Origin of the sequence: Sphingomonas sp. A2-49 (assembly GCF_025548555.1) — a bacterium.
GTDB lineage: Bacteria > Pseudomonadota > Alphaproteobacteria > Sphingomonadales > Sphingomonadaceae > Sphingomonas.
The window spans coordinates 94,235-120,157 of record NZ_JAJLPA010000004.1; the positions used below are offsets into that span (position 1 = coordinate 94,235).

Sequence of the window (25,923 nt, forward strand, 5' to 3'; positions counted from 1 at the left end):
ATTCAGTCCCGGCCGTTGTCCTTTTCACGGTGGCGGCCGGGCGTATCGGGCGCGACGATGGGCGTGGCGTCGAGCGCGGCGGGCACCAGCGCCAGCGTCTGGATCGCCGCCAGCCCCCATTGCGCCGCGGCATTGGTCGAAACGCCCGGCCATTCGACCACGCCCCCCGCCTCGTGGCGTGGATCGCGCGGCCAGGTGCCGAGGCCGGCATCGCCCGACAGGAACTCGCCCGCCGCCCGCGCCGCGAGCGCGGCGTCCCTGTCCTCGAACGCGGCATAGGCGGTGAGGCGAGAATGCCCCTCGCGCAGGTTGCGCGGCCCGAACGGCGGGCCGAAGCGGGCGAGATACGCCGCCTGCGGCGCGTTGTACCAGCGGCAATAGTCGAGCCACGCGGCCCGATAGCGCGGCACGTCGAGCAGGCGGATCAGCTCGCTGCTGACCTCGACCGCGCCGAAGACCGCGTTGAGGTGCGACAGCGTGATCTTGCGGTTCTGGTCGACGAAGCGGCCCGATGCCATGTCGAACGGCGCGCTGCCCGTCATCCAGCCGTGCGGCAGGCGCCCAATGCTGTCGAGCCCGGCGAGGATCCGGTCACGCCAGCGCACGTCGCCGGTCCGCTCCCATTCGGTCAGCCATGCCGCGGCGAGCGGGCACCAGGTGGTGCCGAAGGTCATCTCGATCGTGCCCGCGGGCAGGACGGGACGTTTCGCACCCGGCACCTTGCGGCCGATCTCCACATCGGCAAGCGTCCGGTCGGAATCGACGAGGTCGTGGAGCAGGTCGCCGACCCGCTCGTCGGCGGTCAGGTAATAGAAGATGCGGCGATAGCTCGCGTTGCTGACCCGCGGCTGTTTCGAACTGTCGCTCCAGTGCTGGACGCCATGGCGCGTGCCCATCCCCCGGAACCGGCCGGTATGATAGACGTCGACCTCGCCGGTATGGCGCGTCATCGCCTCGGCGAAGCGGAACGCCTGCGGGTCGCCGGTCCGCAGCACCTGCGTCCACAGCCACAGGTCGGGCGACAATTCGCTGTTCGCCCAGGCGAACCCGCCGATGTCGTAGCGCCATTGATGCCGGTCGGCGTCATAGGTGTGCATGACGTCGCCGTGGTTCCAGAATCCGTACCACGACCGCCGGTCGACCTCGCCCGCGTAGAAATCGATCAGGTTGACGAGCTGGTCCTCGATCGCTTTGCGATTGGGCGTCGAACGGTCGGGCAGGCCCCAGTCGCCGAACACCTGCGCCGCATGCAGATGGTCTGGTGCTGTCATCAGCTGCGGCGGCTGCGCCTGCATCGTCGCCATCGCCGCCAGCGTCGCGGTGGGCGGCGTCGCGGGCAGCGCCCACAGCATCAGTTCGCTGGTGCGCGCGATCCCCGACGCATCGTCCCAGCCCGGCTCGTAATCCTCGTAGGTGACCGACAGGCCCTGGTTCTGCGCGTCATAGCCCTCCATCCCCATCGTTCCGTGATAGGGGCGCAGGTCCATCGCCGGTGCCTCGGGCGACCACAGCCATGCGGTCAGCTGCGCGGTGTCCCCGGTGGCGCCGTCGATGTGGAGCGCGCTCGGGTGACGCTGCCAAAAATAGCGGACGCCGATCGCCGCGCCGCCGGCGGGGCCGCCGACATAGGCGAGGCCGGGCGCACGCCGCCCCTCGCCCCCGTCGATCCAGCCCTGTCCGGGCGCGGTCCGCTTGGTGATCGCGAAGCCGTTGGCGTTGGGCTGTTCCAGCCGGAAATCGCCCCATGCCGGTATCCGCTCCAGAACGTCGCGGACCGCGGGCGCCATTTGCTCCAGCGGCGGCACCGCCTGCCCCGCCACCTGTGCGTCGCGAAACGCCTTGCCGGGATCGCGGCGCAGGCCGGTGAGCGGCCGGACGCCCTCGGCGAACATCTGGCGATCGGTGGCGATACGGACGTGGCGGTCGTGCAGCGCCCCCGTCATCGGCACCGCCGCCCGTATTCCGAGCGACGACAGGAAGTCCTTCGCCGGATCGCCGTCGAACACCACGCTGTGGACGATGCGCAGGCCCGCCGAACCCGCATAGGCGTACAGGCGGACGGTGAACGGCATCCAGGCGCGCGCGCCGGCGGTGTGCCGCCCCTCGATCTTCACCACGGCGCGTACCGGCCCGCGCTGTTCGACGGTCACGCGCTCGATCGTGCCGCCGAACGGCGTCGGCTCGCCGTGCAGCGGATCGGCGCGCACGCCGCCTACCAGCGTGACCGGGCCGAGCAGCGCGCGGCCGTCCCGGCTTGCAGACCGGATCAGCGCCGCGCCCGCAGGGGCGATATCCCAACGCAGATCGCCGACCCGGATCGTGACCGCATCCGCACTTTCGGTCACGCGGACCGGTTGCGCAGGGGCGATCTCGCGACCCTGCACGACCGTCACATCCGTAGGCGCGACGTCGGCGGGGATCGCATGCGCGCTCCATTTGATCGATCCGTCGGGCCAGGTCGCCGTCGTCCAGCTCTGGGCCGGCACGCCGACGCCGCCCGCCCGGACCGACAGGCGCGCGTTGCGCTTCAGCGTGCCGCGCGGCCAGGCGGCGCCGAAGGTCTGGCCGGCATGCATCGCCGGGGCCGCGCCGTCGATCCACCGCACCGGGGCCGCCACGAACGCCGGTGCGGGCGCGGCGCGGACCGTCGCGGGGAACAGTGCGGCGGCGCCACCGAGCAGGCCGGCGCGCAGGGTTTCGCGGCGGTTGGGATGCATGATCGTCTCCATCAGCGGCGCGTCACCGTCACACGGCGGATGCGCAGGTGGCTCCAGGTCGTCCGCAGCGCCCAATGGCCGCGCGTGTAGGGCCGCGGGTCGGCGAGCGCGAACAGGGGCCGCCCGTCGCGCATCACCGCGATCCGGCCGCCGTCGGCGATCAGTGCGATCCGCGTCCAGACGTCGGGACGCAGCATCGCCGCGGGCGTCGCCAGATCGTGTTCGGGCAACAGCGGGCGATTGCCGGGCTCGCCGACATAGCGGCGCAGCCGCGTCGTGGTGTTCCCGTTGCCGCCGATCCCGACGTAATAGGTCTTGAGGTCGTCATAGGCGGCGAAGGCGCCGCTGCGGCGATGCGCCAGCACCGATCCGCCGTCGCGATTCGTCGCCATCCAGAAGGCGTTGAGGTCGCTGACCCGGTCGTTCGCGCCGCCGGCTGCGACCGCCATCGCCTCGAACCGGATCGTCACCGGTCCGACGACCGGGCGCCGCCACCACAGGGTCAGACCCTTGGGCGTGTCGATGTCGATGACGCCGTCCCGCTCGGTGACGTGCGCATCGGGCGATTCGCCCTCGATGCGCCAGTCGGACAGGCGCGCCGCCGCGGGTGCGGAGGTGGTGAGCGCGATCAGCATAGCCATTCGTCCGACCATCGGCCCGCCTCCTTCCGCGCGCTCTGCCGGCGCCCGCCCTGCCTACGCCGCCCGACGGGGCTTGCCAAGGCTTTCCCGGATAATCGCTCGGTATCTCACATAATGGCAGTTGCGTGGACCGTCGGACGGACGCATGATGCGGAACGAAAGAATATCATGTGGAGAGCGTCATGAAAGCTGCCCTGTTCGCGATTGCGGCGATGACGCTGCTTACCCGTGCGGCGGATCCCGCGCCGCCCCGCATCGTCATCGCCAGCGATTCGACCGCGCAGGACTATAAGGCGGAGAAATATCCGCAGTCCGGCTGGGGCACGATGCTGCGCTGCGCCGTGCCCGGCGTGACGGTGGAGAATCGCGCGATCGGCGGTCGCAGCACCAACAGCTTCATCCGCGAGGGCCGGCTCGACGCCATCGCCAGCGACCTGCGCAGGGGCGACACGCTGCTGATCCAGTTCGGCCACAACGACGCGAGCGCCGACAAGCCCGAACGCTACACGACGGTGCCGCAATACGAACAGAACCTCGTCCGCTTCCTCGCCGTCGCGAAGGCCGCTGGCGCGAAGGCGGTGATCCTGACCCCCGTCGCGCGCCGCGACTTCAAGGACGGCGTCGAACAGCCGAGCTTTCCCGCCTATGCCGATGCGGCGCGCAGGGTCGCCAGGCAGACGCATACCCCGCTGATCGACCTGGGGCGGACGTCGCAGGCCTGGGTCCAGGCGGCGGGGCCGGAGGCGGCCAAGGCCTATTACCTGCACTATGACGGCGCGGCGGGGGCGCCGGGCTATCCCAACGGCGTCGCCGACGACACGCATTTCAGCGAGCTGGGGGCGCGGCGGGTGGCGGATCTGGTCGCGACCGGACTGAAGGCGACGCGCCTGCCGATCGCCCGGCGGGTGACGCCGCACGTCCCCGCGCTGACGCGGACGACGCCGGCGGGCGGGCCGTCGTGCGGCTGATCGCCATGGTCGCGCCGCTGGTGCTGTCGCCGGCCGCGCTTCATGCCGCGCCGCCATCGCCGCCGGCGGCGATAATCGCCGCCGATACCGGCCGTCCCGCCGCCGGCGCACGCCGCTTCGTGCTGGCCGGCAAGGCACCCGCGGGCAGCATCGCGGTCGCGGCCGGCCGCCATTACGCCGATGGCTATGGCTTCGAGGACGGCGGCCCGACGCTCTTTTCCGTCGCGGCCACGCCGGGCAATTACCGCGTCACCGTGACGGTGGGCCGGCGGGACGCGCCGACCCGCAGCACGATCAAGGCCGAATCGCGCCGGCTGATGCTGGACGACGCGACCGTCCCCGCCGGGCACAGCATCACCCGCAGCTTCATCGTCAACGTCCGCGATGCCGCGCTGACCCCGCCGCCGCTCAACGCCCCCGGCGGCACGCATGTCCTGCTGAAACCGCGCGAACAGGGGTCGTTCGGCTGGGACGACCGGTTGACGCTCGAACTGCTCGGCGATGCGCCCTCGGCGATTCTCGTCGAACCGGTCGCGGTGCCGACCATGTTCCTGCTCGGCGATTCCACCGTCACGGATCAACAGGCCGAACCGGCGGCGAGCTGGGGCCAGATGCTGCCGGTGTTCTTCAAACCCGATATCGCGGTCGCGAACCATGCCGAATCGGGCGAGACGCTGAAGTCGTTCATGTCGGAGCTGCGCTTCGCCAAGGTGCTCGAATCGGTGAAACCCGGCGACGTCGCGCTTATCCAGTTCGGCCACAACGACCAGAAGGCGCAATGGCCGCAGACCTATGCCGCCGCCGACACCACCTATCGCGACTATCTGCGCGCCTGGATCGCCGAATTCCGGCGTCGCGGCGTCACCCCGATCCTCGTCACCTCGCCCGAGCGGCGGATGTGGACCGGCGCGCGCATCCGCGCGACGCTGGGCGACTATGCCGCGGCGGCAAAGGCGGTGGCGGCGGCGGAAGGGGTGGCGGTGATCGACCTCAACGCCGCCAGCGTCGCCTTCTACGAGGCGCTGGGTCCGGCGCGCGCGCCGCTCGCCTTCAACGACGGCGGCAAGGACGCGACGCACCACGACAATTACGGCGCCTGGGTGCTCGCGCGCGCGGTGGCGCAGGGGCTGGCGGCGCTGCCGGTCGGTGCCCACCTGCGCGACGACATCGGCCGCTTCGATCCGGCGCGCCCGCCCGATCCGGCGACCTTCCGCCTCGCCCCGAGCGGGAAGCGCGACGCCACCAGACCCGACGGGAACTGACATGACCGACCGACGCACCGTGATCGCCGGCGGACTCGCCGCCCTGCTGCCCATGCCCGCCTTCGCGCAGGGTGCGCCGACGATCGACCGCTTTGCGCTATGGCCCAAGGCGCCGCCGGGTGGCGAAGGGCGTGCCATTGCCGATGCCTGGGTCAAACGATCGCCGACGGGTGGGGCCGACGACATCGCCTGGCCACACGTCGCGACGCCGATGCTGACCGTCGTGCGCCCCGCCCGGCCCAGCGGCGCGGCGGTGCTGATCTGTCCCGGCGGCGGCTATGCGCGGGTCGCGGTCGGCCGCGGCGGCGGCGGCATCGCCCGTGATTTCGCCGCGCGCGGCGTCACCGCGTTCGAGCTGCTCTATCGCCTGCCGCACGACGGCTGGACGGCGGGCCCCGACGTCGCGTTGCAGGATGCGCAGCGCGCCATGCGGGTGATCCGCGCCGGTGCGGGGCGCTTCGGCATCGATCCCGCCCGCGTCGCGGCGACCGGCTTTTCCGCCGGCGGCCATGTCGCCGCGCGGCTCGCGACGCGCGCGGCGACCCCGACCTACGCCGCCGTCGATGCCGCCGACCGGCTGTCGGCGCGCCCCGACGTCGCCGGCCTGTTCTTTCCCGTCGTCACGATGATGGACGACGGCGTCCACGCGCAGTCGCGCCGCGAGCTGCTCGGCGTGCATGCCGCCGATCCGGCATGGCAGCGGCGCTATTCGGCGCAGCTCGACCTGCCCGCCGACATGCCGCCGACCTTCGTCGCCGCCAACGCCGACGACCCCGTCGTCCCGCCACGCAACGCGATCCTGATGTTCGAGGCGTTGCAGGCCGCCCATGTGCCGGCCGAGCTGATGGTCTTCGAACGCGGCGGTCATGGCCCACCCGCCGCGCATCGCGACGGCACGCCGGTGCCCTGGATGGACCTGTTCGTCGGCTGGGCGGGGGATCACGGCTGGCGCTGACCGGCGCGACGTACCGCGTTGACCGGCGACCGGCGCGGCGCGCATGAGCGCCGCCATGCCGCTGCCCACCGGATTCTTCGACCGCGACGTGGCGCGCGTCGCCCACGACCTGATCGGCACCATGCTGCTGGTTGACGGCGTCGGCGGGATCGTGGTCGAGACCGAAGCCTATGACGCGGCCGATCCCGCATCGCACAGCGCGCGGGGGCCGACACCGCGCAATGCGGCGATGTTCGGCCCGCACGGCCATGCCTATGTCTATCGCAGCTACGGCATCCACTGGTGCCTCAACTTCGTGTGCCGACCGGGCAGCGCGGTCCTGATCCGCGCGATCGAGCCGACGCACGGGCTCGCCACGATGATCGCACGTCGCGGCCTGTCCGATCCGCGCCTGTTGTGCGCGGGTCCGGGGCGGCTGTGCCAGGCACTGGGGATCGATGCCGGCCACGACGCCGCGCCCCTCGATCGCGCGCCGTTCGCGCTGGCGGTGGGGGCGGATCCGGGCATGGTCGTGGCCACGACCCGGGTCGGCATCACGCGCGCGGTCGAGACGCCGTGGCGCTTCTGTCGCGCGCAATCCCGCTTCCTCAGCAAGCCGGTGCGCACCGCCTGACATCTGGCGGATTGCGCCGATGATCGGCAGATCCGCCCAGCCGTCCCCACGGACCGATCGCCTCTTCCCCTCGTGCAAGTGTTTGGCATGACTAATGCACTAACACGGTCACAGCCCGCCCCGGGCTGCTTCGTCAGGGAGAGATGTCATGCTCATCGCCACCATCGCCGCCGCACTCGTCGCCACCGTCGCACCTGCCACCGCCGACGCGACCGCCGCCCCCGCGCCCCGGATCGAGCGGCCCGCCGCCAACCCGCGCGTCTGCGTCGTCCAGCGCATCACCGGTTCGATGATCCCGTTGCGCCAGTGCAAGTCGCTCGCCGACTGGCGCGCCGAGGGCATCGATCCACTCGCCAGGCGGTGAGCGCGGATCGTCGCCCGGAACCGCCGCGTCGCCGCCAAACCGGCTACGCGGCGCCGCGGCGACGACAATCGGCCGGTGCCGAAACCTTCCATGCTGCACCTGCGTTCTCGGGCGGCATTGCCAATGGGGGTTTCCACACGTGCATTCTCTGCCCGACCGGCTCGATCCCGGCTCGCCCTATCCGCTCGGCGCGACGTTCGATGGGCTGGGGGTCAATTTCGCGGTCTATTCCGCCAATGCGGATGCGATCGAACTGTGCCTGTTCGATCCGTCCGGCAAGCGCGAGTTGCAGCGCATCCGCCTGCCCGAATGCACCGACGAGGTCTGGCACGGCTACCTGCCGGATGCGGCGCCGGGCCTGCTTTACGGCTATCGCGCGCACGGCCGTTACGAGCCCGAGAACGGCCACCGCTTCAACCCGAACAAGCTGCTGCTCGACCCCTATGCGCGCAAGCTCTCCGGCCAGATCCGCTGGACCGACGCGCTGCACGGCTACAAGGTCGGCCACGCGCGCGAGGACCTGAGCTTCGACAAGCGCGACAGCGCGCCTGCCATGCCCAAGGCGGTGGTGGTCGACGATCACTGGGACTGGTCGCGCGACACCCGGCCGAACACGCCGTGGTCGGAAACGGTGATCTACGAGGCGCACGTCAAGGGACTGACCAAGCTGATGGAGCTGGTGCCGCCGCGCGAGCGCGGGACCTATGCCGGCCTCGGCCATCCTGCGGTGATCGCGCATCTGAAGCGGATCGGCGTCACCGCGCTGGAGCTGTTGCCGATCCAGAGCTTCACGCAGGACCGGTTCCTTCAGGAAAAGGGCCTGCGCAACTATTGGGGCTACAACACGCTCGGCTTCTTCGCCCCCGAACAGGCATATATGTCCACCGACACGCAGGACGAGTTGCGCCGCGCGGTTCACCGCCTGCACAAGGCGGGGATCGAGGTGATCCTCGACGTGGTGTACAACCATACCTGCGAGGGGTCCGAAAAGGGGCCGACGCTGTCGTGGCGCGGGCTCGACAATGCGAGCTATTATCGTCTGGTCAAGGACCAGCCGCGCTACACGATCAACGATACCGGCACCGGCAACACGCTGAACCTCAGCAAGGCGCGCGTCATCCAGATGGTGACGGACAGCCTGCGCTACTGGGCGACCAGCTTCGGCATCGACGGCTTCCGCTTCGACTTGGGGCTGACGCTGGGGCGCGAGGAGCACGGCTTCGATCCGGGTGCCGCCTTCTTCGACGTGGTCCGGCAGGATCCGGTGCTCGGCCGGCTGAAGCTGATGGCGGAACCCTGGGACGTCGGTCCCGGTGGCTATCAGCTCGGCAATTTCCCGCCCGGATTTGCGGAATGGAACGACAAGTATCGCGACACGGTGCGCCAGTTCTGGCGCGGCGAACCCGGCCAGCGCGCCGATCTCGCCGCGCGGCTGGCGGGGTCGGGCGACCTGTTCGACCGCCGGTCGCGCCGGCCGTGGGCGAGCATCAACCTGTTGTCCGCGCACGACGGCTTCACCCTCGCCGACACGGTGAGCTACGAAGAGCGCCACAACGAGGCCAATGGCGAGGACAATCGCGACGGCCACGACAACAACCATTCGCGCAACTGGGGTCACGAGGGCCCGACCGACGATCCCGCGATCCTCGACGCGCGCGGCCGCGTGCAGCGATCGATGCTGACGACGCTGCTCGCCTCGCTCGGCACGCCGATGCTGGTCGCCGGCGACGAATTCGGCCGCACGCAACAGGGCAACAACAACGCCTATTGCCAGGACAATGCGATCAGCTGGCTCGACTGGGACGCCGCCGCCACGCCCGAGGGGCAGACGCAGATCGACTTTGTCGCGCGGCTCGCCGAGCTGCGCCGCCGCTATCCGGTGCTGCGCGCCGCGACGTTCCTCTACGGCCAGAATTCCCCCGGCCACGGCATCGACGACATCGAATGGTGGGATGAGCGCGGCCAGCAATTGAGCGCGGACGACTGGCAGAACCCCGAAGGCCGCGCGCTGATGATGCGCCGCGCCTTCAGCAATGCCGCGGGCGAAGTCGAGGCGGTGTCGCTGCTGGTCAATGGGTCACCCGACCCGGTCACCTTTCACCTGCCGCCCCCGCACGAACGGCGGCGCGTGCTGATCGACAGCGCCCGGCCCGAACAGGGCGAGATCGCGATCGAGGACAGCTATGTCGTATCGCCGCAGGGCGCGGTGCTGCTCACCTGGACGGGAGCGTTCGAGGAGCCCGGCGCGTGACGCCGCGCTGGGGGGCGACGCCGCGCGACGATGGCCGCACCCGATTCGCGCTGTGGGCGCCCGATCGCGATGCCGTCACGCTGGAGTTCGACGGCGGCGCGCCGCTGCCGATGACCGCAGCGGACGGCGGCTGGTTCGTGGCCGATGCCGCCGCCGGCGCCGGCACCCGCTATCGCTATCGCCTCGCCGACGATCTGGCGGTGCCCGATCCCGCCAGCCGCGCGCAATCGGGCGGCGTCCATGGCTGGAGCGTCGTGCCGGACCCGGCCTATGCCTGGACCGCGACCGACTGGCGCGGGCGCCCGTGGGAGGAAACGGTGCTGATCGAGCTGCACGCCGGCGTGCTCGGCGGGTTCGCCGGGGTGCGCGAACGGCTGCCGGCGCTCGCCGCACTCGGCGTCACCGCGATCGAGCTGATGCCGGTCAACGCCTTCGGGGGTACGCGCAACTGGGGCTATGACGGGGTGCTGCCCTATGCACCTGCGGAAAGCTACGGCACGCCCGCCGAGCTGAAGGCGCTGGTCGACGCGGCGCATGCGCTCGGCCTGTCGATGTTCCTCGACGTGGTCTTCAACCATTTCGGCCCCGACGGAAACTATCTCGGCGCCTATGCCGGCGACTTCTTCGACCGCGACGTCGATACCCCCTGGGGCGGGGCGGTCGCGGTGCGACAGCCCGCGGTGCACCGCTTCTTCGTCGACAACGCGCTGATGTGGCTCGACGACTATCGCTTCGACGGGCTGCGTTTCGACGCGGTCCATGCGATCGCCGACACCGACTTCCTCGATGCCATGGCGGGAGAGATCCGTGCCGCTTTGCCCGATCGCCACATCCACCTCGTCCTCGAGAACGAGGGCAACGACGCCGACCGCCTGCATGCCGACGCCTATGACGCACAGTGGAACGACGACTTCCACAACGTCCTCCACGTCCTGCTGACCGGGGAGACGAGCGCCTATTACGCCGATTTCGCCGATCGCCCGGCAGAGCGGCTGGCGCGGTGCCTGGCCGAAGGCTTCGTCTATCAGGGCGAGGGCTCGCCCAATCACGACGGCCGGCCGCGCGGCCGGCCCAGCGCGCACCTCGCGCCGACGCGCTTCGTCGCTTTCCTCCAGAACCACGACCAGGTCGGCAATCGCGCGATGGGCGAGCGGCTGACGCTGCTGACCGATCCGGCGCGATTGCGCGCCGCCACCGCGCTGCTGTTGCTCTGTCCGCAGATCCCGATGCTGTTCATGGGGGACGAGGTCGGCAGCCGCTCGCCGTTCCTGTTCTTCACCGACTTCCACGACGAGCTGGCGGATGCGGTGCGCGACGGCCGCCGCCGCGAATTCGCCAGGTTCGATGCCTTCGCCGATCCCGCGGCGCGCGAACGCATCCCCGATCCGAACGCGCGCGCGACGTTCGACCGTTCGCGCCCTGGGCCGGGCCCCGATGCGGATGCGTGGACCGGCCTGTTGCGCGACCTGATCGCGCTGCGTGCGCGCGCGATCGTGCCGCACCTTCGCGGAACCGTGTCGGCGGGGGCGGACGCGACCGGCGATGCCGCGGTGGTCGCGCGCTGGCGTCTCGGCGACGGCAGCCTGCTGACGATCGCGCTCGACCTCGCCGCCGATCCAGCGCCGCTGCCGGTCGGCGAGGGGGAATTGCTGCACGCCGAGGGCGACCGGTTCCGGGCATGGATCGCGCGATGAGGGCGCGCGCAGCGGCTTTTTTCGAATGCCCGGCATCCGGCGCGCGCAGGCCGGGAAGCCACCGCGACGGCGCGCGCTCCGCCGGCCACCCGCAGCGAGCGGGATCGGTCGCTGTCGCACGTCGCTCCGCGGCGGCGGTCCGGCGCGACACTCGCGTTTCCGCGCGAACCCGACCTGCCATGACGCGGCCGGGCGTGGGGGCACCGGCATGAGCATCGCCGCCGAAGCCGCCGCCGTCGGGCTGCAGGTCGAATGGGAGGACGCGGACGGCCTGCCGCATCGGGTCAGCGACGCCGTGCTGCGCGCGATCCTCGACACGCTCGATACCCGCACCGGCGGCGAGGCGTTCGTTACGGCCGACGCAGGCCGGCGCATCGCTGTCGCGGCCCGTCCCGGGTCCGCCGATCTCGTGCTGGAGGACGGCACGCGCCGACCCGCCGCCATCGCCGACGATGGGACGATCGCGGGAATCGACATCCCCGGATACCACCGGCTCGACACCGTCGACGGCGCCGTGACCCTCGCGGTCGCTCCGCTGCGCTGCATGGCCCCGCCGCCCGGGCGCTGCTGGGGACCGGCGGTGCAGATCCCGGCGCTCCGCGGCCCCGCCCCTGCGCCGTTCGGCGATCTCGGCACGCTCGCCGACGCCGCACGCGCCTTTGCGCAGGCGGGCGCCGACGCGCTCGCGATCAGCCCGACGCACGCGCTGTTCCCTGCCGATGCGAGCCGGTTCAGTCCCTATGCGCCCTCGACCCGGCTCTTCCACAACGTGCTGCTCGCCGATCCGGCACGCGCCGGCGCGACGCGGTCCGACGTGGATGGCGGCGACCTGATCGACTGGCAGCAGGCGCTGCCACGGCGCCTCGCCCAGCTCCGCGACGCGTTCGACCGCGCGCCCGCCGGGCTCCTCGCCGGTTTCGACGCGGCATGGGCCGCGCGGCCGGACTGGACCGCGCAGGCGCGCTACGACGCCCTGCACGCGCATTTCTTCGCCACCGGCGCCCATGGGTGGCAGGATTGGCCGGCGGAATATCACGACCCCGCCGGCCCGGCGGTCGCGCGCCATGCCGCCGCACACCCCCGGGAGGTCGCGTTCCACGCCTTCCTGCAATGGCTCGCCGACGACAGCCTCGCCGCCGCGCAGGCCGCCGCGCGTGGGGCGGGGATGCGGATCGGGCTGATCGCGGACCTCGCCGTCGGCATGGACGCGGGCGGCAGCCATGCGTGGAGCCGGCGCGGCGACCTGTTGACCGGGCTGTCGATCGGCGCGCCGCCCGACCCGCTCGGGCCGCTCGGCCAGAATTGGGGGATCACCGCGCTGTCGCCCTTCGCGTTGCGGCGGACCGGGTTCGACGGCTTCATCCGCACCGTCCGTGCCGCCATGCGCCACGCCGGTGGGCTGCGGATCGACCATGCGCTCGGCCTCAGGCGGCTGTGGGTCATCCCCGATGGCGGCCGGGCGAGCGACGGCGCCTATCTCGCAATGCCGTGCGACGACCTGTTGCGGATCCTCGCGCTCGAATCGCACCGCGCGAGCGCGATCGTCATCGGCGAGGATCTCGGCACCGTGCCACCCGGATTTCGCGATACGATGGCGGCGCGCGGGCTGCTCGGCATGCGCGTGCTGCCGTTCGAGCGCGACGGCAACGCGTTCACGTCCAGCCGCGACTGGAGCCCGCACGCGGTCGCGATGACCGGCACGCACGACACCGCGACGCTGGCGGGGTGGTGGACGGGCCGCGACATTACGCTCAACCACAAGCTCAGCCGCAATACCGGCGACGAGGCGGGCGAGCGTATCCGCCGCATCGGCGAACGCAAGGCGCTGTGGACGGCGTGCGAGGCCGCCGGCGTGGCGGCGGGGCCGCTGCCGAACGATCCCGCCCCGGCGGTCGATGCGGCGATCGCCTTCGTCGCACAGGCGCCCTGCCCGCTGGCGCTCGTGCCGCTCGAGGACCTCGTCGGGCTGGAACAGCAACCCAACCTGCCCGGCACCACCGACGAACATCCCAACTGGCGCCGCCGCATGCCCGATACGACCGCCCGCCTGCTCGCCCGCCCCGACGTGGCGCGTCGCACCGCCACCCTCTCCGCACGGAAGCCCGCATGATCCCCCGCGCCACCTATCGCCTGCAACTTCACGCCGGCTTCACCTTTGCCGATGCCGCGGCGCTCGTGCCCTATCTCGACGCGCTCGGCATCAGCCACGTCTACGCCTCGCCGATCACCGTCGCGGCGGCGGGGTCGACGCACGGTTACGACGTGGTCGACCCGACGCGGATCGATCCCGCATTGGGCGGCGAAGAGGGGTTCCGCCACCTCGTCGCGGCGCTCAGGGCGCGCGGCATGGGCGTCGTCATCGACATCGTGCCCAATCACATGGGCGTCGCCGGCGGCGGCAATGCATGGTGGAACGACGTGCTGGCCAAGGGTCCGGCGAGCGACCACGCGCGCGTCTTCGACGTCGACTGGTCGCGGCGGCTCGTCCTGCCGGTACTCGGCGACACGCTCGCCGCGACGATCGCGAACGGCGACCTCGCGGTCGAGGACGGCCATGTCGTCGCCTATGGCGAGCACCGCTTCCCGCTGCGCGCCGACCACCATGCCGACGACCTCGCGACCCTGCTGGACGGCCAGCATTACCGGCTGGCGAGCTGGCGCGTCGCCAACGACCAGCTCAACTGGCGCCGCTTCTTCACCGTCAACGACCTCGCCGGTGTCCGGATCGAGGATCCGGCGGTGTTCGCGGCGACGCACGCGCTGTATTTTCGACTGCACGACGAGGGGCTGATCGACGGCGTCCGCGTGGATCATGTCGACGGGCTCACCGATCCGATCGGCTATTGCCGCGCCCTGCGCGAGCGCCTCGGCCCCGACGCCTATATCGTGGTCGAGAAGATCCTGGGCGCGGGCGAGGCGCAGCCGGTCGGCTGGGGTGTCGACGGCACCAGCGGCTACGACTTCATGGAGCAGGTCGCGACGCTGATCCACGATCCGCTCGGCGCGCTGCCGCTCGAGGAATTGTGGCAGGACGTCAGCGGCCGCTTCAAGGGGTTCGAGACGGAGGAGTTCGAGGCACGGCAGGATCTGCTCGCCTGGCAATTCTCGGCGCAGCTCGACGCCTGCGTCGCCGCCTTCGTCGCGCTGAACCGCGACGAGGCGGTGACGCCCGCAATGCTGCGACGGGCGATCGAACGGTTGCTGTGGGTGTTCCCGGTGTACCGCACCTATGGCACCGGCGACGCCGCGCCGGCCCGCGACGCGCCCATCCGCGGCACCGTCCGCGAGCGCGTCAGCTGGCTGATCCCGCCGGGCGAGGCGCATGTGGTCGACCGCATCCTCGCCTGGCTCGCCGGCACCGGACCGGGCGACGCCGCCGACGCGGTGCGGCGCTTCCAGCAGCTGTCCGCGCCGATCGCGGCGAAATCCGTCGAGGATACCGCCTTCTACCGGTCGGGCCGGCTGCTCTCGCGCAACGACGTCGGGTTCGACGCGACCATGCTCGGCATCGGCGTCGACGCATTCCATCGGCTGATGGTCGCGCGTGCCCGCGACATGCCGCATGCGATGCTGGCCACCGCCACGCACGACCACAAGCGCGGCGAGGACGTGCGCGCGCGGCTGGCGGTGCTGAGTACGATGCCAACCGCCTGGCGCACGCGGGTCGAGGCGTGGGCGGCGCTGTCGTGGGACTGGGATCACGAGGTCGACGGCGGCGATCGCTACATGCTGCTCCAGACCATCGTCGGCGCGTGGCCCGGGCAAGGCACGAGCCCCGACTTCGCCGACCGGATCAAGGCCTGGCAGCTGAAGGCGCTGCGCGAGGCGCGGCTGCGCTCGTCGTGGGAAGCTCCCGACAGCGACTATGAAGCCGCCGCCGCGGCGCTCGCCGACGCCTATCTGGCCGATGCGCGCTTCGTCGCCGAGGTGACCGCGTTCGTCGCCGACCTGACCCCCGCCGCCACCGCCAACACGCTCGTCCAGACGCTGCTGCGCTACACGCTGCCCGGCGTACCCGACCTGTATCAGGGGACGGAGCTTGCCGACCTCAGCCTCGTCGACCCCGACAACCGCCGGCCGGTCGATTATGCCGCGCGCATCGCACTGGTCGGCAGCAATGCCGCCCCCGCCAAGTTCCGGCTGATCGCGGACCTGCTCGCGCTGCGCCGGGCGCATCCGGCGCTCTTCGCGGATGGCGATTACACCCCGGTCGCGGTGGAGGGCAGCGAGCGGGTGGTCGCGTTCACGCGGCAACGGGACGGCCGGACGCTGAAGGTCGCCGCGCTGATCCGCGGCACCGACGTGCCGCCGGCGACGGTCGGATTCGCCGACGGCCCGGTCGAGGCGGCGATGCTCTTCGCCGATCGTCCGGTCTGGTACGCGCTCGACTGAGCGGTCAGAACCAGCCGCGCACCCCGACCACCAGCGCCGGACCGCCGACGTCGCGACGGTCGGCGCGGGCGAGGCGTGCGGTGCCGCCCAGCCGCCGCTCCCACGTCACGCCGATATAGGGGGCGAATTCGCGGCGGACCTCGTAACGCAACCGCAGGCCGAGGTCGGCGTCGGTCAGCCCACTGCCCAACCCGATCGCGCGCGTGCCGCCGGCGGACAGGTTGAGCTCCACGCGCGGTTGCAGGACCAGCCGCTGCGTGATCCGCTGGTCGTAGTAACCCTCGAGCCGGCCGAGCACCTCGCCCCGGGTCGAGACGAACGCCGACGCCTCGACCTCGAACCAATAGGGTGCGAGCCCGGCGACGCCGATCGTCGCATAGGTGCGCGCCGGGGTCGGGCGGATGTCCTGCCGAACGCCGCCCTGCAGATTGAAATAGGGGCCGATCGCATGGCTGTAGAGCGCGCGCAGCTCGGCCGATCCGAGGGCGCCGCGAGCATCGCCCTCGCCCTCGCTTTTCAGCACCAGCCGGTCGATGTCGCCGCCGATCCAAGCCTCGCCGTCCCAGCGATAGCCGTCGCGGCCATTGCGCGCGGCATATTCGGCAAGGTTGACCATGACCTGAGCGAACCGCCGGCCGCCGCCATCGTCGTTCATCATGATAGCCCGGCCGCGCGCCATCGCTGCGGGATCCCAGATCCGGTCGGCATAGTGCGGCGCGGGCGGAACGGGCGCCGGCGTGTCGCCGGGCGGCAGGTCGGTGCCGAGCTTCGGGGCCAGCGGCGTGGCGGCATCGCCCGTCATCGCGCCATGCCCCATCGCGGCGTGATCCATCGGTGCGGCCGCCGGGTCGGACGCCATCGTGCCGTGCCCCATCGCGGCGTGATCCATCGGTGCGGCTGCCGGGTCGGACGCCATCGTGCCGTGCTCCATGGCGGCATGATCCATCGCCATCGGCGCGGGCGCCGCCACGGCCGCGGCGGGGCGTCGCGCCCGCCGCGGAGTGGGGACCTTGCGCGGCACAGCCTTGCGCGCCTCCGCCTTGCGCGGCGGAGCCTTCGCGCCGGGTTTGGCCTTCGCGGGCATGGGCATCGTCATCCCCGCCATGCCGTGCATCGCATGGTCCTGCGCCCCGGCGGCGAGCAGCAGCGCGATCGCCCAGCCGCTCATGCCGCGTCCCCGCGCGGCCGGACGCTGACGACCCGCATCATTCCGGCCATCATGTGGTAGAGCATGTGGCAGTGGAACGCCCAGTCGCCGACCGCATCGGCGGTCAGGTCGACGCTGACGATCCCGCCCGGCTGGACGATCACCGTGTGCTTGCGCGGCGCATAGGCACCATGGCCGGTGACGAGGTCGAAGAAATGGCCGTGCAGGTGGATCGGATGCGCCATCATCGTGTCGTTGACGAGCCGTAGCCGCACGCGCTCGCCCTCGACGAAGGCGAAGGGGACGTGCGTGTCGGACATCTTCACCCCGTCGAACGACCACATGAAGCGTTCCATGTTGCCGGTCAGGTGGATGTCGAGCTGGCGCCCCGGCGCGCGGACGTCGGGATTGCGCGCCAGCGCGACGAGGTCGCGATAGGTCAGCACGCGGTGGCCGACATCCTCCAGCCCCTGTCCGGGGTAGCCGGTCCGGTCGACCGGCATCGGCGATAGCGTCTGCACGCCCGGCCCCTTGGCGACCCGCGGCGCGAGGCTGAAGTCGCGCATATCCATGCCGCCATGGTCCATCCCCGCCATGGCGTCCGGCGGCGCAGCGGCGGCATGGTCCACGCCCGCCATCGCCCCGTGACCCATCGCCGCATGGTCCGTGCCCGCCGTCGCCCCGTGACCCATCGCCGCATGGTCCATGCCCGCCATGTCGCCCGCCGCGCCCATGCCGCCCATCCCCATGTCGGTCATCGTCGCGATCGGCCGGGCGCGCAGCGGCGGCACCGCGGCGGTCATCCCCGGACGCGGCGCCAGCGTGGCGCGCGCCATGCCCGACCGGTCGACGCTTTCGCCGACCAGCGTATAGGCGCGGTCGCCGGTCGGCGTGACGATCACGTCGTACGTCTCCGCGACGCCGATCTGGAGCTCGTCGACCGTGACCGGCCGCACGGCGAGCCCGTCGGCCGCGACCACGTCCAGCGCAAGGCCGGGGATGCGGACGTTGAACGTCGTCATCGCGGACGCATTGACGAGGCGCAGCCGCACCCGCTGTCCCGGCACGAACAGCCCGGTCCAATTGTCGCGCGGCCCGTGACCGTTGACCAGATAGGCATAGGTGGCACCGGTTCCGTCCGCCACGTCGGCGGGGTCCATCCGCATGCCCCCCCAGCGCAGCCGCTCCGCCGCGGGCTGGTCGCGACCCGCGATCAGCCCGGCGAGCGTCTGGCGCTGGTAGTTGTAATAGCCCGGTTGCAGCTTCATCCGGCGAAAGATCGCGGCGGGGCTCGCCTGGCTGTGGTCCGACAGCATCACGACGTGTTCGGCATCGAATCCGACCGGATCGGCGCCCGCGGGATCGACCACGATCGGGCCGTACAGCCCCTCCTGCTCCTGCCCGCCCGAATGGCTGTGGTACCAATAGGTGCCGCTCTGGCCCAGGCGGAAGCGATAGGTGAACGCCTCCCCCGCGCGGATGCCCGGAAAGGAAATCCCCGGCACGCCGTCATACTGGAAGGGCACGAGCAGGCCGTGCCAGTGCAGCGAGGTATCGGTATCGAGCGCGTTGACGACGCGGATCGCCACGTCCTGCCCCTCGCGCAAACGGATCAGCGGCGCGGGCGCATGGCCGTTGATCCCGATCGCGCGCGACCGGCGGCCGTCGATCGTCATCGTCGTGCGCGCGATGCGCAACTCGATCGTGTCGCCCGACAGCGTTTCCCGGCCGGCGGCAAGGTCGCGCGCACCCGCCCGCGCCCAGCCCGGCAACAGCAGGCCGCCGCCCGCCGCCGCCGCGCCGCGCAACAGGCCGCGTCGGCCGATCGTCGTCCCTTCCGTCATCGTCGCTCCGTACGGCCGCCGGGCCGCGCGCCCTGCATATAGGGCGTGATCGCCGGACGGACAGCCCGGCGAGCGGGGCGGGTCAGGCGATCTCGAGCGTTGCGGTCTTGAGGTCGACCGAATTCGGCCCGACCGATATGTCGAACAGCCCCGGCTCGACGACCTCGCGCATGTCGCGATCGAAAAAGCGGAACGCCTCCGGCCCCAGATCGAACCGCACCGTGCGCGTCTCGCCGGGGGCGAGCGTGACGCGTTCGAACCCCTTCAGCTCACGGACCGGGCGCACGATGCTCGCCACCCGGTCGTGGACGTAGAGCTGGACCACCTCGTCGCCGGCGCGCGCGCCGACGTTGGCGACGTCCACCTCGACCCGCACCGTGCCGGCGATGCCGATGCGCGGGCTGGACAGCCGCGGCTCGCCGATCGTGAACCGCGTGTAGGACAGGCCGTGACCGAACGGGAACAGCGGCTTGCTGTCCGCGAACAGATAGCCGCGCCCGGTCGAGGGCTTGGCATTGTAGTAGAGTGGCACCTGCCCCACCTCGCGCACCACGGTCACCGGCAGTTTCGCGCCCGGATTGATCCGGCCGAACAGCGCCTCCGCCATCGCGGTGCCGCCCTCCTGCCCCGGATACCAGCATTCGAGCATCGCGTTGGCGCCGGCGACGACGCGCGGCCAGCTCGGCGGGCGGCCGTTGATCGCCACCACGACGACGGGCTTGCCGAGCGCCTTCAGCGCGAGGAACAGCTCGGTCTGCTCGCCGACGAGGTCCAGGTCGGTGCGATCGCCCAGGTGGTTGCGCGCGAAGCCTTCGCGGCTGGTCTGTTCGGTATCGCCGATCGCCAGCACGATCACGTCCGCGGTGCGCGCGAGCGCCACCGCCTCCGCGATCAGCGCGCGGTTGCGCGCGGGATCGGCAAGGATCACCGCGTCGCTCGACCGGTCCTCGTCCTGCGTGATGACCACGCCCTGCGCGTGGACCACCTCGCCGTCGCGGCCGATCAGCGCGCGGATGCCGTCGAGCAGCGTCACCGCCTGCCGCGGCGGTGCGGAATAGCCGCCCAGCCGGGCGACCGCCGCATTGGGGCCGATCACCGCGATCCGCCCCCGCGGCTGCAACGGCAGCGTGCCGTCGTTGGTCAGCAGGCACAGCGACTTGCGCGCCGCCTCCAGCGCGAGCGCCCGCGCCTCGGCGTTGCCGGTCAGCCGGTCGGCGCGGGCACGATCGGCGAAGGGCGCCTCGAAGAGGCCGGCGCGGAACTTCAGCGCGAGGATACGCGCGCAGGCGGCATCGACCGCCGCCTGCGCCACCGTGCCGGCGCGCACCTGATCGGCGAGCGTGCGATAGGCGATGCCGTCGGGCAGGTTCGAATCGACCCCCGCGGCCAGTGCGGCGCGCGCCGCCGCGTTGCGGTCGGCCGCGACGTGGTGGATCGTCTCCAGCTCCTCGACCGCGCCGTAATCGCTGACGATCACGCCGTCGAAGCCCCATTCGCCGCGCAGCACGTCGCCGAGCAGCCAGCGGTTGGCGTGGCTGGGGACGCCGTCGATCTCGTTGTACGACGGCATCACCGCCGCGATCCGGGTGCGCTCGACCACGGCGCGGAACGGCGGGAAGAAGCTTTCGCGCAGTTCGCGTTCGGCGATCGGCGCGGGCGCGATGTTGTTGCCCGCCTGCGGCTGGCCGTGCCCGGTCATGTGCTTCAGCGTGGCGTAGACCTTGCCGGGCTGGAGCACGTCGCTGTCACCCTGGAGGCCGCGCACCGCGGCGACGCCCATCTCGCCGCACAGATAGGGGTCTTCGCCGAACGTCTCCTCGATCCGGCCCCAGCGCGGATCGCGCGCGATGTCGACGACGGGCGACAGCGCCAGCTGGCTGCCATGCGCGCGCACCTCGCGCCCGATCACCGCCTGCGCGCGGTGCATCAGGTCGCGGTCGAAGCTGCCCGCCATCGCGATCGCCTGCGGAAACATCGTCGCGTCGGGCGCCATGTAGCCGTGCAGCGATTCCTCGTGGAACAGCACGGGGATGCCCAGCCGCGTGGCCTCGCGCGCCCAGCGCTGCACCGCATTGACGAAGGCGATGGTCGACGCCCCGCCGCGCCAGCGCGCGCCGCTGCCGCCCGCCACCGCGGCGACCTGCGGCCCGCCGCGGCGATCGGACGGCCGGGTGACCTGGCCGATGCCGTCGGGAAAGGCGGCACTCGCCCTGGCCGGATCGAAATCGAGGCCGCCGTCGACCATCATCCTGGCCTTGTCGCCCCAGATCGCGGTCAGCTGCGCGACCTTTTCGTCCAGCGTCATGCGGCCGATCAGGTCGGCGACGCGCAGGTCGACGGGGGCCCGCGCATCCCTATACACCGGCGCCGGCACCCGCGCGGCGGCGGGCAGGAACGCGATCAGCGAGACGCCCGCCCCCAGCCGGAGCAGGTCGCGGCGACTGGCGCTCGCCTGGGTCGTCCGGCCTGCGCTCACGATCGTCACTCCCGTTGCGATAAGACAAGATGCCGGGTGCGTCACCGACGCACCCGGCAGGTCCGGGCGACGCTGCGAAAGGACCAGACGCCGCCCGGGGGGAACCTATTTCATGCTGAACCGGACCGAGAAGGTGAAGCGCCGGTCGTTGATGAACCAGTTGCGCGGCCGCGTCAGCAAGGCGTCGTTGAGCACGTAGGACGTCTTCGTCACGGAGTTGGTCAGGTTGACCCCCTGGAACCCCATCCGGATCGACGGCGTCACCGCATAGAAGACCGACGCGTCGAGCTGGCCGTATTTCTCCGCGATCACCGGCGAATTGGGCACGATGACGTCGCGGATGGTCAGCAGGTTCTTCGAGCGCCAGTTGTACGCCGCGCGCAGCTCCAGCCCGTTGCGCTGGTAGAAGGGCGCGAAGTTGAACTGGTACTTGGACAGGCCCTGCAACGGCAGGTTGGACGTGTTGACGTTCGAGATGATGCCCGCCGTGACGTTGGGATCGCTCGGATCGAGCTGCTGCTGCGACACACCCTTCGAATCGACGAAGGTGAAGTTGCCCGACAGCCCCAGCCCCGACAGGAACCCCGGCAGGAAGGTGAAGACCTGCTGGTACCCGACCTCGAACCCCTTCACGCGGCCCGTCTCGGTCGAATTGACCGGGGTCGTGACGATCGCATCGAAGGTCGCGCCGTTGTTGGTGAAGCTCAGCCGCTGGAGGCCGTTCGACTGGACGTTGTAGATGTCCTTCTTGAACAGCGACAGCGTGAGCTGCCCGACGCTCGAGAAATACCATTCGGCGGTGACGTCGTAATTGTCCGCCTCGACCGGCTTCAGATACGGGTTGCCGACCTGGAAATTGGCGATCGGCGCGCCGTTGAACAGGATCGTCTGGTCCGACGTGTTGAGCGCGATGTTGTAGAACGACCGGGTCAGCCCGAATTCGGGCGGCGCGACGCTGCGGTTGTAGGCGGCGCGGAACTGGATGCCGCCGCCGACCTCCAGTTTGGCGTTGAAGCTCGGCAGCCAGTAATCGTAGCTGAACCGGGCGTTGTTCGGCACCAGCGCGCCGTTCTGGAAGCGCACCGCATTGTCGCGGACGGTCTGCGGCAGCGCGCAGAAGCGCGACTGCGTCTGGCCGTTCGCCGGCGGCGTGCAGCTGAAGCTCGTCTGCGGATAGGAGAAGAAGCCCGACGAGATGCGCCGCGTCGTCGTGTAGCGCACGCCGACGTTGCCGCTGAGGTTCCAGCCGTTGCCGAACGCATTGCCGAAGCGGGCGACGACATAGCCGGCGTTGTTGCGCTCGCTGACCGGGTTGATCTCGCCCGGCAGGAACGGCGTGCCGGCGACGACGCCCGCACGCGAGGCGAGCGGCACCCAGCCGTTGGCGCCCGACAGGTTGCTGGTGAAGTTGCGCCATTCCTGCGCGATCTGGCTGATCTGCGTGACCGCCTGGCCGTAATCCTGCAACGCCGCGCCGGGGAAGAACAGCCGCCCCTCGCCCGCCGGATTGTTCGCCTGGCCGCGGAAGAAGTTCTCGTAGAAGAACGCCTGCTGCGGTGCCGTCGCGCCGGTCGTGCGGGTGCCGGGATTGCCGTCGATCGGGCGGTCGAACCACACCGGGCCGCCCGGCCCGAGCGATGCCCCCGCCGCGTCGGTGCCACCGCCCCAGATCTCGCTCAGCACGCCCCAGTTGTAGGCGGTCGATCGCGCCTCGTTCTGGCGGTCGGCGAAGCGATAGCCGGCGCGGATCGAGGTGAGGAAGCTGTCCTCCGGGAAGGAATAGTCGAGGTCGACGCGGAACGCGTCCTCGTCGCCCTTGCTGTCCTCGATATGGTCCATCGCCGAGCGGTAGAAGCTGTTGTAGGGATCGAGATAGCTCGGATGCGCGGCGTTCTGGTAATTGGTCGCACCCTTGTTCGCGGGCGGCACGAAGTCGACGAAGGCGACGTCGCTGCCGTTCAGGCGGATATCGGCATTCTGGTAGGTCGTGCCCCACACGGTCAGGTCGGTGACGTTCACCTTCGACCAGACGTGCTGGTAGTCGAGGTTGACGCCCAGCCGGTCGGTCGCCTTCCACTTCATGTTGAAGCTGATGTCGTTGGTGCGGAACCGCGACTGGTTGCCGCGCGAGATGTTGTTGCTCTGCAGCCCGTTGATCGGGGTGCGCATGTCCGCGGGCGCGTTCTGGTCGGCGCGATAGCCGTTCGGGCCGGTGATGAGGCCGCCGGTGAACACGTTGTCCGTGTCGTAGGTAAAGCTGGTGCCGGGGAAGGGCTGCGAATCGCCGGCGGCAAGGACGTTGTCGGTCGCGACCTCGATCGAATTCTCGGTCCAGTTCTCGCGGCTGTCGGAGCGCAGGAACTGCAGCGTCGCGGTGATCGATTCGTCCGGGCTGCGCCACTGGCCGGCGGCCGAATAGCCGTAGCGGACGCGGTTGAATTCCTGACTGCGCGCCGCCGCGCCGCGCGGCACGTAGACGGTCGTGCCGACATTGGGGACGTTGTTGGCGTCGACCGGCTGCAACAGCTGGCCACCGGCGGTCAGCACGCGCCGTCCGTAGTTCGAGATCTGCACCGAATCGGCGCGGCTGCGCACCTGCGAGCGGACGAAGCTGCCGAGCAGGCCGAATTCGCCGATCCCGGTGCTCCAGCGGTGCGAGGCGAGCGCCGACACGGTGGGTGCCGACTTCTTGACGAAGTCGCCGTAATTGTTCTCGATCGTGCCGCCGAAGGTCGGTGCGCCGGGATCGAACGGCAGGCGGGTGCGCAAATTGACCGTGCCGGCGATGCCGCCCTCGATCATGTCGGCCGACGGGCTCTTGAACACGTCGACGCCGCCCAGCAGTTCGGCGGGCACGTCGGCGAACGACAGGCCGCGGCCGTTGTTGGCGCTGAACGTGTCGCGGCCGTTCAGCTCCGACCGCGTGTAGGTGAGGCCGCGGACGACGACGCCCGATCCCTCGGTCGCGAAATGGTCGGGGTCGGAGCCGGCGGCGAAGCGGCTGATCGAGACGCCCGGCACGCGCTGCAACGCCTCGGTCACCGAACGGTCGGGCAGCGCGCCGATGTCCTCGGACGAGATCGAATCGACGACGACGTCGGAGTTCTTCTTGATCGCCTGCGCGCTCTGAAGGCTGCGGCGGATGCCGGTGACGACGATGTCGCTCGCCGCCGCCTCGTCCTGCGGCGTCGCGGTCGCCTGTGCTGCGGTGGTCGCGGCCGGCGTGGACTGGGCCTGGGCCACGACCGGCGCGGCGTGCGCCATCGACGGCGCGGCGACCAGCGCCAGCAGCGAAACGCCGCCCAGCAGCGCGAATTCGCGACGAGCGGACGTATTGACGGTGTCGATCATGTGCCTTGCACCTCCCCTGACTTTTTTATGTTAGCGCTATCACACGGTGGCGTGCGCTTTCCTGAAAACGGGTGGTAACCGGCCACCCCGAGCTCCGCTAGTCGAAAAATGCACCCCTTCGCAGAATGACTTGAAAGCGTTGTATCGGTACCACAATCCTACGGTGGCCGTAGGGTTACCGCTATCGCCGTTGCAGCACACCGAGCAGGTAGGCGCGGATCTGCTCGGTGCGGCGCTCGCTTGCCGGCCCCATCACGCCGCGCGCCGATTCGGGCAAATGGTCGCCGACCCGATCGGCACCCTCGTCGAAGACGAAATGATCGAACCACGCGCGCCACGCCGCCTTTTCCGCCGCCGGCCGGTCGCGCACCGCCATCATCGCATGCACCATCGCGTGGAAGGCGGAGGTCGCGCCGTCGAACGCCCACCAGTAATTGCACAGGACGTTAAGCGTACCGAACGCCTGCACGTGGTGCCACCACAAGGCCGGGATGAACACGGCGTCCCCCGGCCCAAGCTCCGCCGACTGCGCCTGGGCGAGTGCGGCCGCGAAGCGCGGATAGCGGACCAGATCGGGCGCGGTCGGATCGACCATGCTGGCCGGCGGACCCGCCAGCGTGCGGTCGAGCGGACCGACGTACAGGTTGGCGATCTGGTCGGGCGGAAACAGCGTGAAGCGCCGGCGCCCGGCGACGACGCAGGCGAGGTTGGTGGAGCCGTCGTAATGCGTCGCGGTGTGGCTGCCGTTGCCGATCCACAGCCGCGGCGTCGCGTCGCCGACCGGCAGGCCGAGCGCATTGTCGCGCGACCAGCCGGGCAGGTGTTCGGGCGCGGTGGCGGCATTGGCGTAGAGCGTGTGCCGCTCGCCCTCCGGCATCTGCGCCAGCCGGAGCAGTTCGCCGAGCAGCTGATCGAGCGATGCGCGCTCGCGGTTGAAGTTGAACCCCTCGAGCGCATCGCCGCGGTAGAAGAAGCGCCCACGGATGTCGGGCGCGCCGACCAGCACGTCGAGCGGCCGGCCGCCGCCGCCCAGCCCATGCAGATAGGCGGCGACGGCGCGGTCGCCGCCGCCCGCCGCGGCGACGCTGGCCCAGGACGCCACCTGCCCGCGCAGCACCAGCGGCCGGTAGCGCGGCGCGACCTCTGTCGCGAAGGTCGCCGCGTCGACGGCCCCGCGCTCCTCGATGGGGGGCAGGGCCGCGCGCGGATCGTCGACGGGCGTGTCGGTGCTCATCGGCTGCCGGCGGG

16 protein-coding genes are annotated in these 25,923 nt (G+C 71.0%); 9 read left to right on the forward strand and 7 right to left on the reverse strand.

What is annotated here, in order from left to right; translation table 11 throughout:
- Positions 1-2 precede the first annotated feature (2 nt).
- Together LPN01_RS06495 and LPN01_RS06500 are read right to left on the reverse strand one after the other, a co-directional pair.
- A complete protein-coding gene (locus LPN01_RS06495; protein WP_410482806.1) occupies positions 3-2,729 on the reverse strand; it encodes a Tat pathway signal sequence domain protein in 2,727 nt (908 codons plus the stop codon).
- Positions 2,729-3,370 carry a DUF6250 domain-containing protein gene (locus LPN01_RS06500; RefSeq protein WP_262827553.1) on the reverse strand — a complete coding sequence of 214 codons (642 nt, stop codon included), beginning with the start codon at positions 3,368-3,370 and terminating at the stop codon, positions 2,729-2,731. The genes LPN01_RS06495 and LPN01_RS06500 overlap by 1 nt, the downstream gene beginning before the upstream one ends.
- A gap of 170 nt (positions 3,371-3,540) precedes the next feature.
- On the opposite strand from LPN01_RS06500, the gene LPN01_RS06505 reads away from it, so the two are divergent.
- The 9 genes from LPN01_RS06505 (at position 3,541) to treY (ending at position 15,857) form a co-directional block, all read left to right on the forward strand.
- Entirely contained in the window at positions 3,541-4,326 is a 786-nt protein-coding gene (locus LPN01_RS06505; RefSeq protein WP_262827554.1) for a rhamnogalacturonan acetylesterase, read from the forward strand.
- Complete coding sequence (locus LPN01_RS06510) at positions 4,317-5,588, forward strand: rhamnogalacturonan acetylesterase (RefSeq protein ID WP_262827555.1); 1,272 nt, start codon at positions 4,317-4,319, stop codon at positions 5,586-5,588. Before LPN01_RS06505 ends, LPN01_RS06510 begins: the two co-directional genes overlap by 10 nt.
- 1 nt (position 5,589) lies before the next feature.
- Positions 5,590-6,543, forward strand: a complete 954-nt coding sequence (locus tag LPN01_RS06515; protein ID WP_262827556.1) for an alpha/beta hydrolase — start codon at positions 5,590-5,592, stop codon at positions 6,541-6,543.
- Positions 6,544-6,586: 43 nt separating this feature from the next.
- The gene (locus tag LPN01_RS06520; RefSeq protein ID WP_262827557.1) at positions 6,587-7,156 is read left to right on the forward strand and encodes a DNA-3-methyladenine glycosylase; all 570 of its coding nucleotides are present in this window, start codon (positions 6,587-6,589) and stop codon (positions 7,154-7,156) included.
- Positions 7,157-7,304: 148 nt separating this feature from the next.
- On the forward strand, positions 7,305-7,520 hold the full coding sequence (locus LPN01_RS06525; protein ID WP_262827558.1) for a hypothetical protein: 216 nt from the start codon (positions 7,305-7,307) through the stop codon (positions 7,518-7,520).
- A gap of 139 nt (positions 7,521-7,659) precedes the next feature.
- Positions 7,660-9,771: a glycogen debranching protein GlgX gene (gene glgX / locus LPN01_RS06530; RefSeq protein ID WP_262827559.1), complete on the forward strand. Its 2,112-nt coding sequence runs from the start codon at positions 7,660-7,662 to the stop codon at positions 9,769-9,771.
- The gene (gene treZ, locus LPN01_RS06535; RefSeq protein WP_262827560.1) at positions 9,768-11,465 is read left to right on the forward strand and encodes a malto-oligosyltrehalose trehalohydrolase; all 1,698 of its coding nucleotides are present in this window, start codon (positions 9,768-9,770) and stop codon (positions 11,463-11,465) included. The genes glgX and treZ overlap by 4 nt, the downstream gene beginning before the upstream one ends.
- Before the next feature lie 208 nt (positions 11,466-11,673).
- Positions 11,674-13,575: a 4-alpha-glucanotransferase gene (gene malQ, locus LPN01_RS06540; RefSeq protein WP_262827561.1), complete on the forward strand. Its 1,902-nt coding sequence runs from the start codon at positions 11,674-11,676 to the stop codon at positions 13,573-13,575.
- Positions 13,572-15,857, forward strand: a complete 2,286-nt coding sequence (treY, locus tag LPN01_RS06545; protein WP_262827562.1) for a malto-oligosyltrehalose synthase — start codon at positions 13,572-13,574, stop codon at positions 15,855-15,857. Before malQ ends, treY begins: the two co-directional genes overlap by 4 nt.
- Positions 15,858-15,861: 4 nt before the next feature.
- Here treY and LPN01_RS06550 read toward each other — a convergent pair whose 3' ends face one another.
- The 5 genes from LPN01_RS06550 to LPN01_RS06570 all read right to left on the reverse strand — a co-directional run bounded on the left by LPN01_RS06550 (position 15,862) and on the right by LPN01_RS06570 (position 25,909).
- A complete protein-coding gene (locus LPN01_RS06550; protein ID WP_262827563.1) occupies positions 15,862-17,025 on the reverse strand; it encodes a copper resistance protein B in 1,164 nt (387 codons plus the stop codon).
- The gene (locus LPN01_RS06555; protein WP_262827564.1) at positions 17,022-18,848 is read right to left on the reverse strand and encodes a copper resistance system multicopper oxidase; all 1,827 of its coding nucleotides are present in this window, start codon (positions 18,846-18,848) and stop codon (positions 17,022-17,024) included. Before LPN01_RS06555 ends, LPN01_RS06550 begins: the two co-directional genes overlap by 4 nt.
- A gap of 82 nt (positions 18,849-18,930) precedes the next feature.
- Complete coding sequence (locus LPN01_RS06560; protein WP_262827565.1) at positions 18,931-21,324, reverse strand: glycoside hydrolase family 3 N-terminal domain-containing protein; 2,394 nt, start codon at positions 21,322-21,324, stop codon at positions 18,931-18,933.
- A gap of 105 nt (positions 21,325-21,429) precedes the next feature.
- A complete protein-coding gene (locus tag LPN01_RS06565; protein ID WP_262827566.1) occupies positions 21,430-24,675 on the reverse strand; it encodes a TonB-dependent receptor in 3,246 nt (1,081 codons plus the stop codon).
- Positions 24,676-24,856: 181 nt separating this feature from the next.
- Positions 24,857-25,909 (reverse strand): cupin-like domain-containing protein, encoded by a 1,053-nt coding sequence (locus LPN01_RS06570; RefSeq protein ID WP_262827567.1) that lies wholly within the window; start codon positions 25,907-25,909, stop codon positions 24,857-24,859.
- Positions 25,910-25,923: the final 14 nt, after the last annotated feature.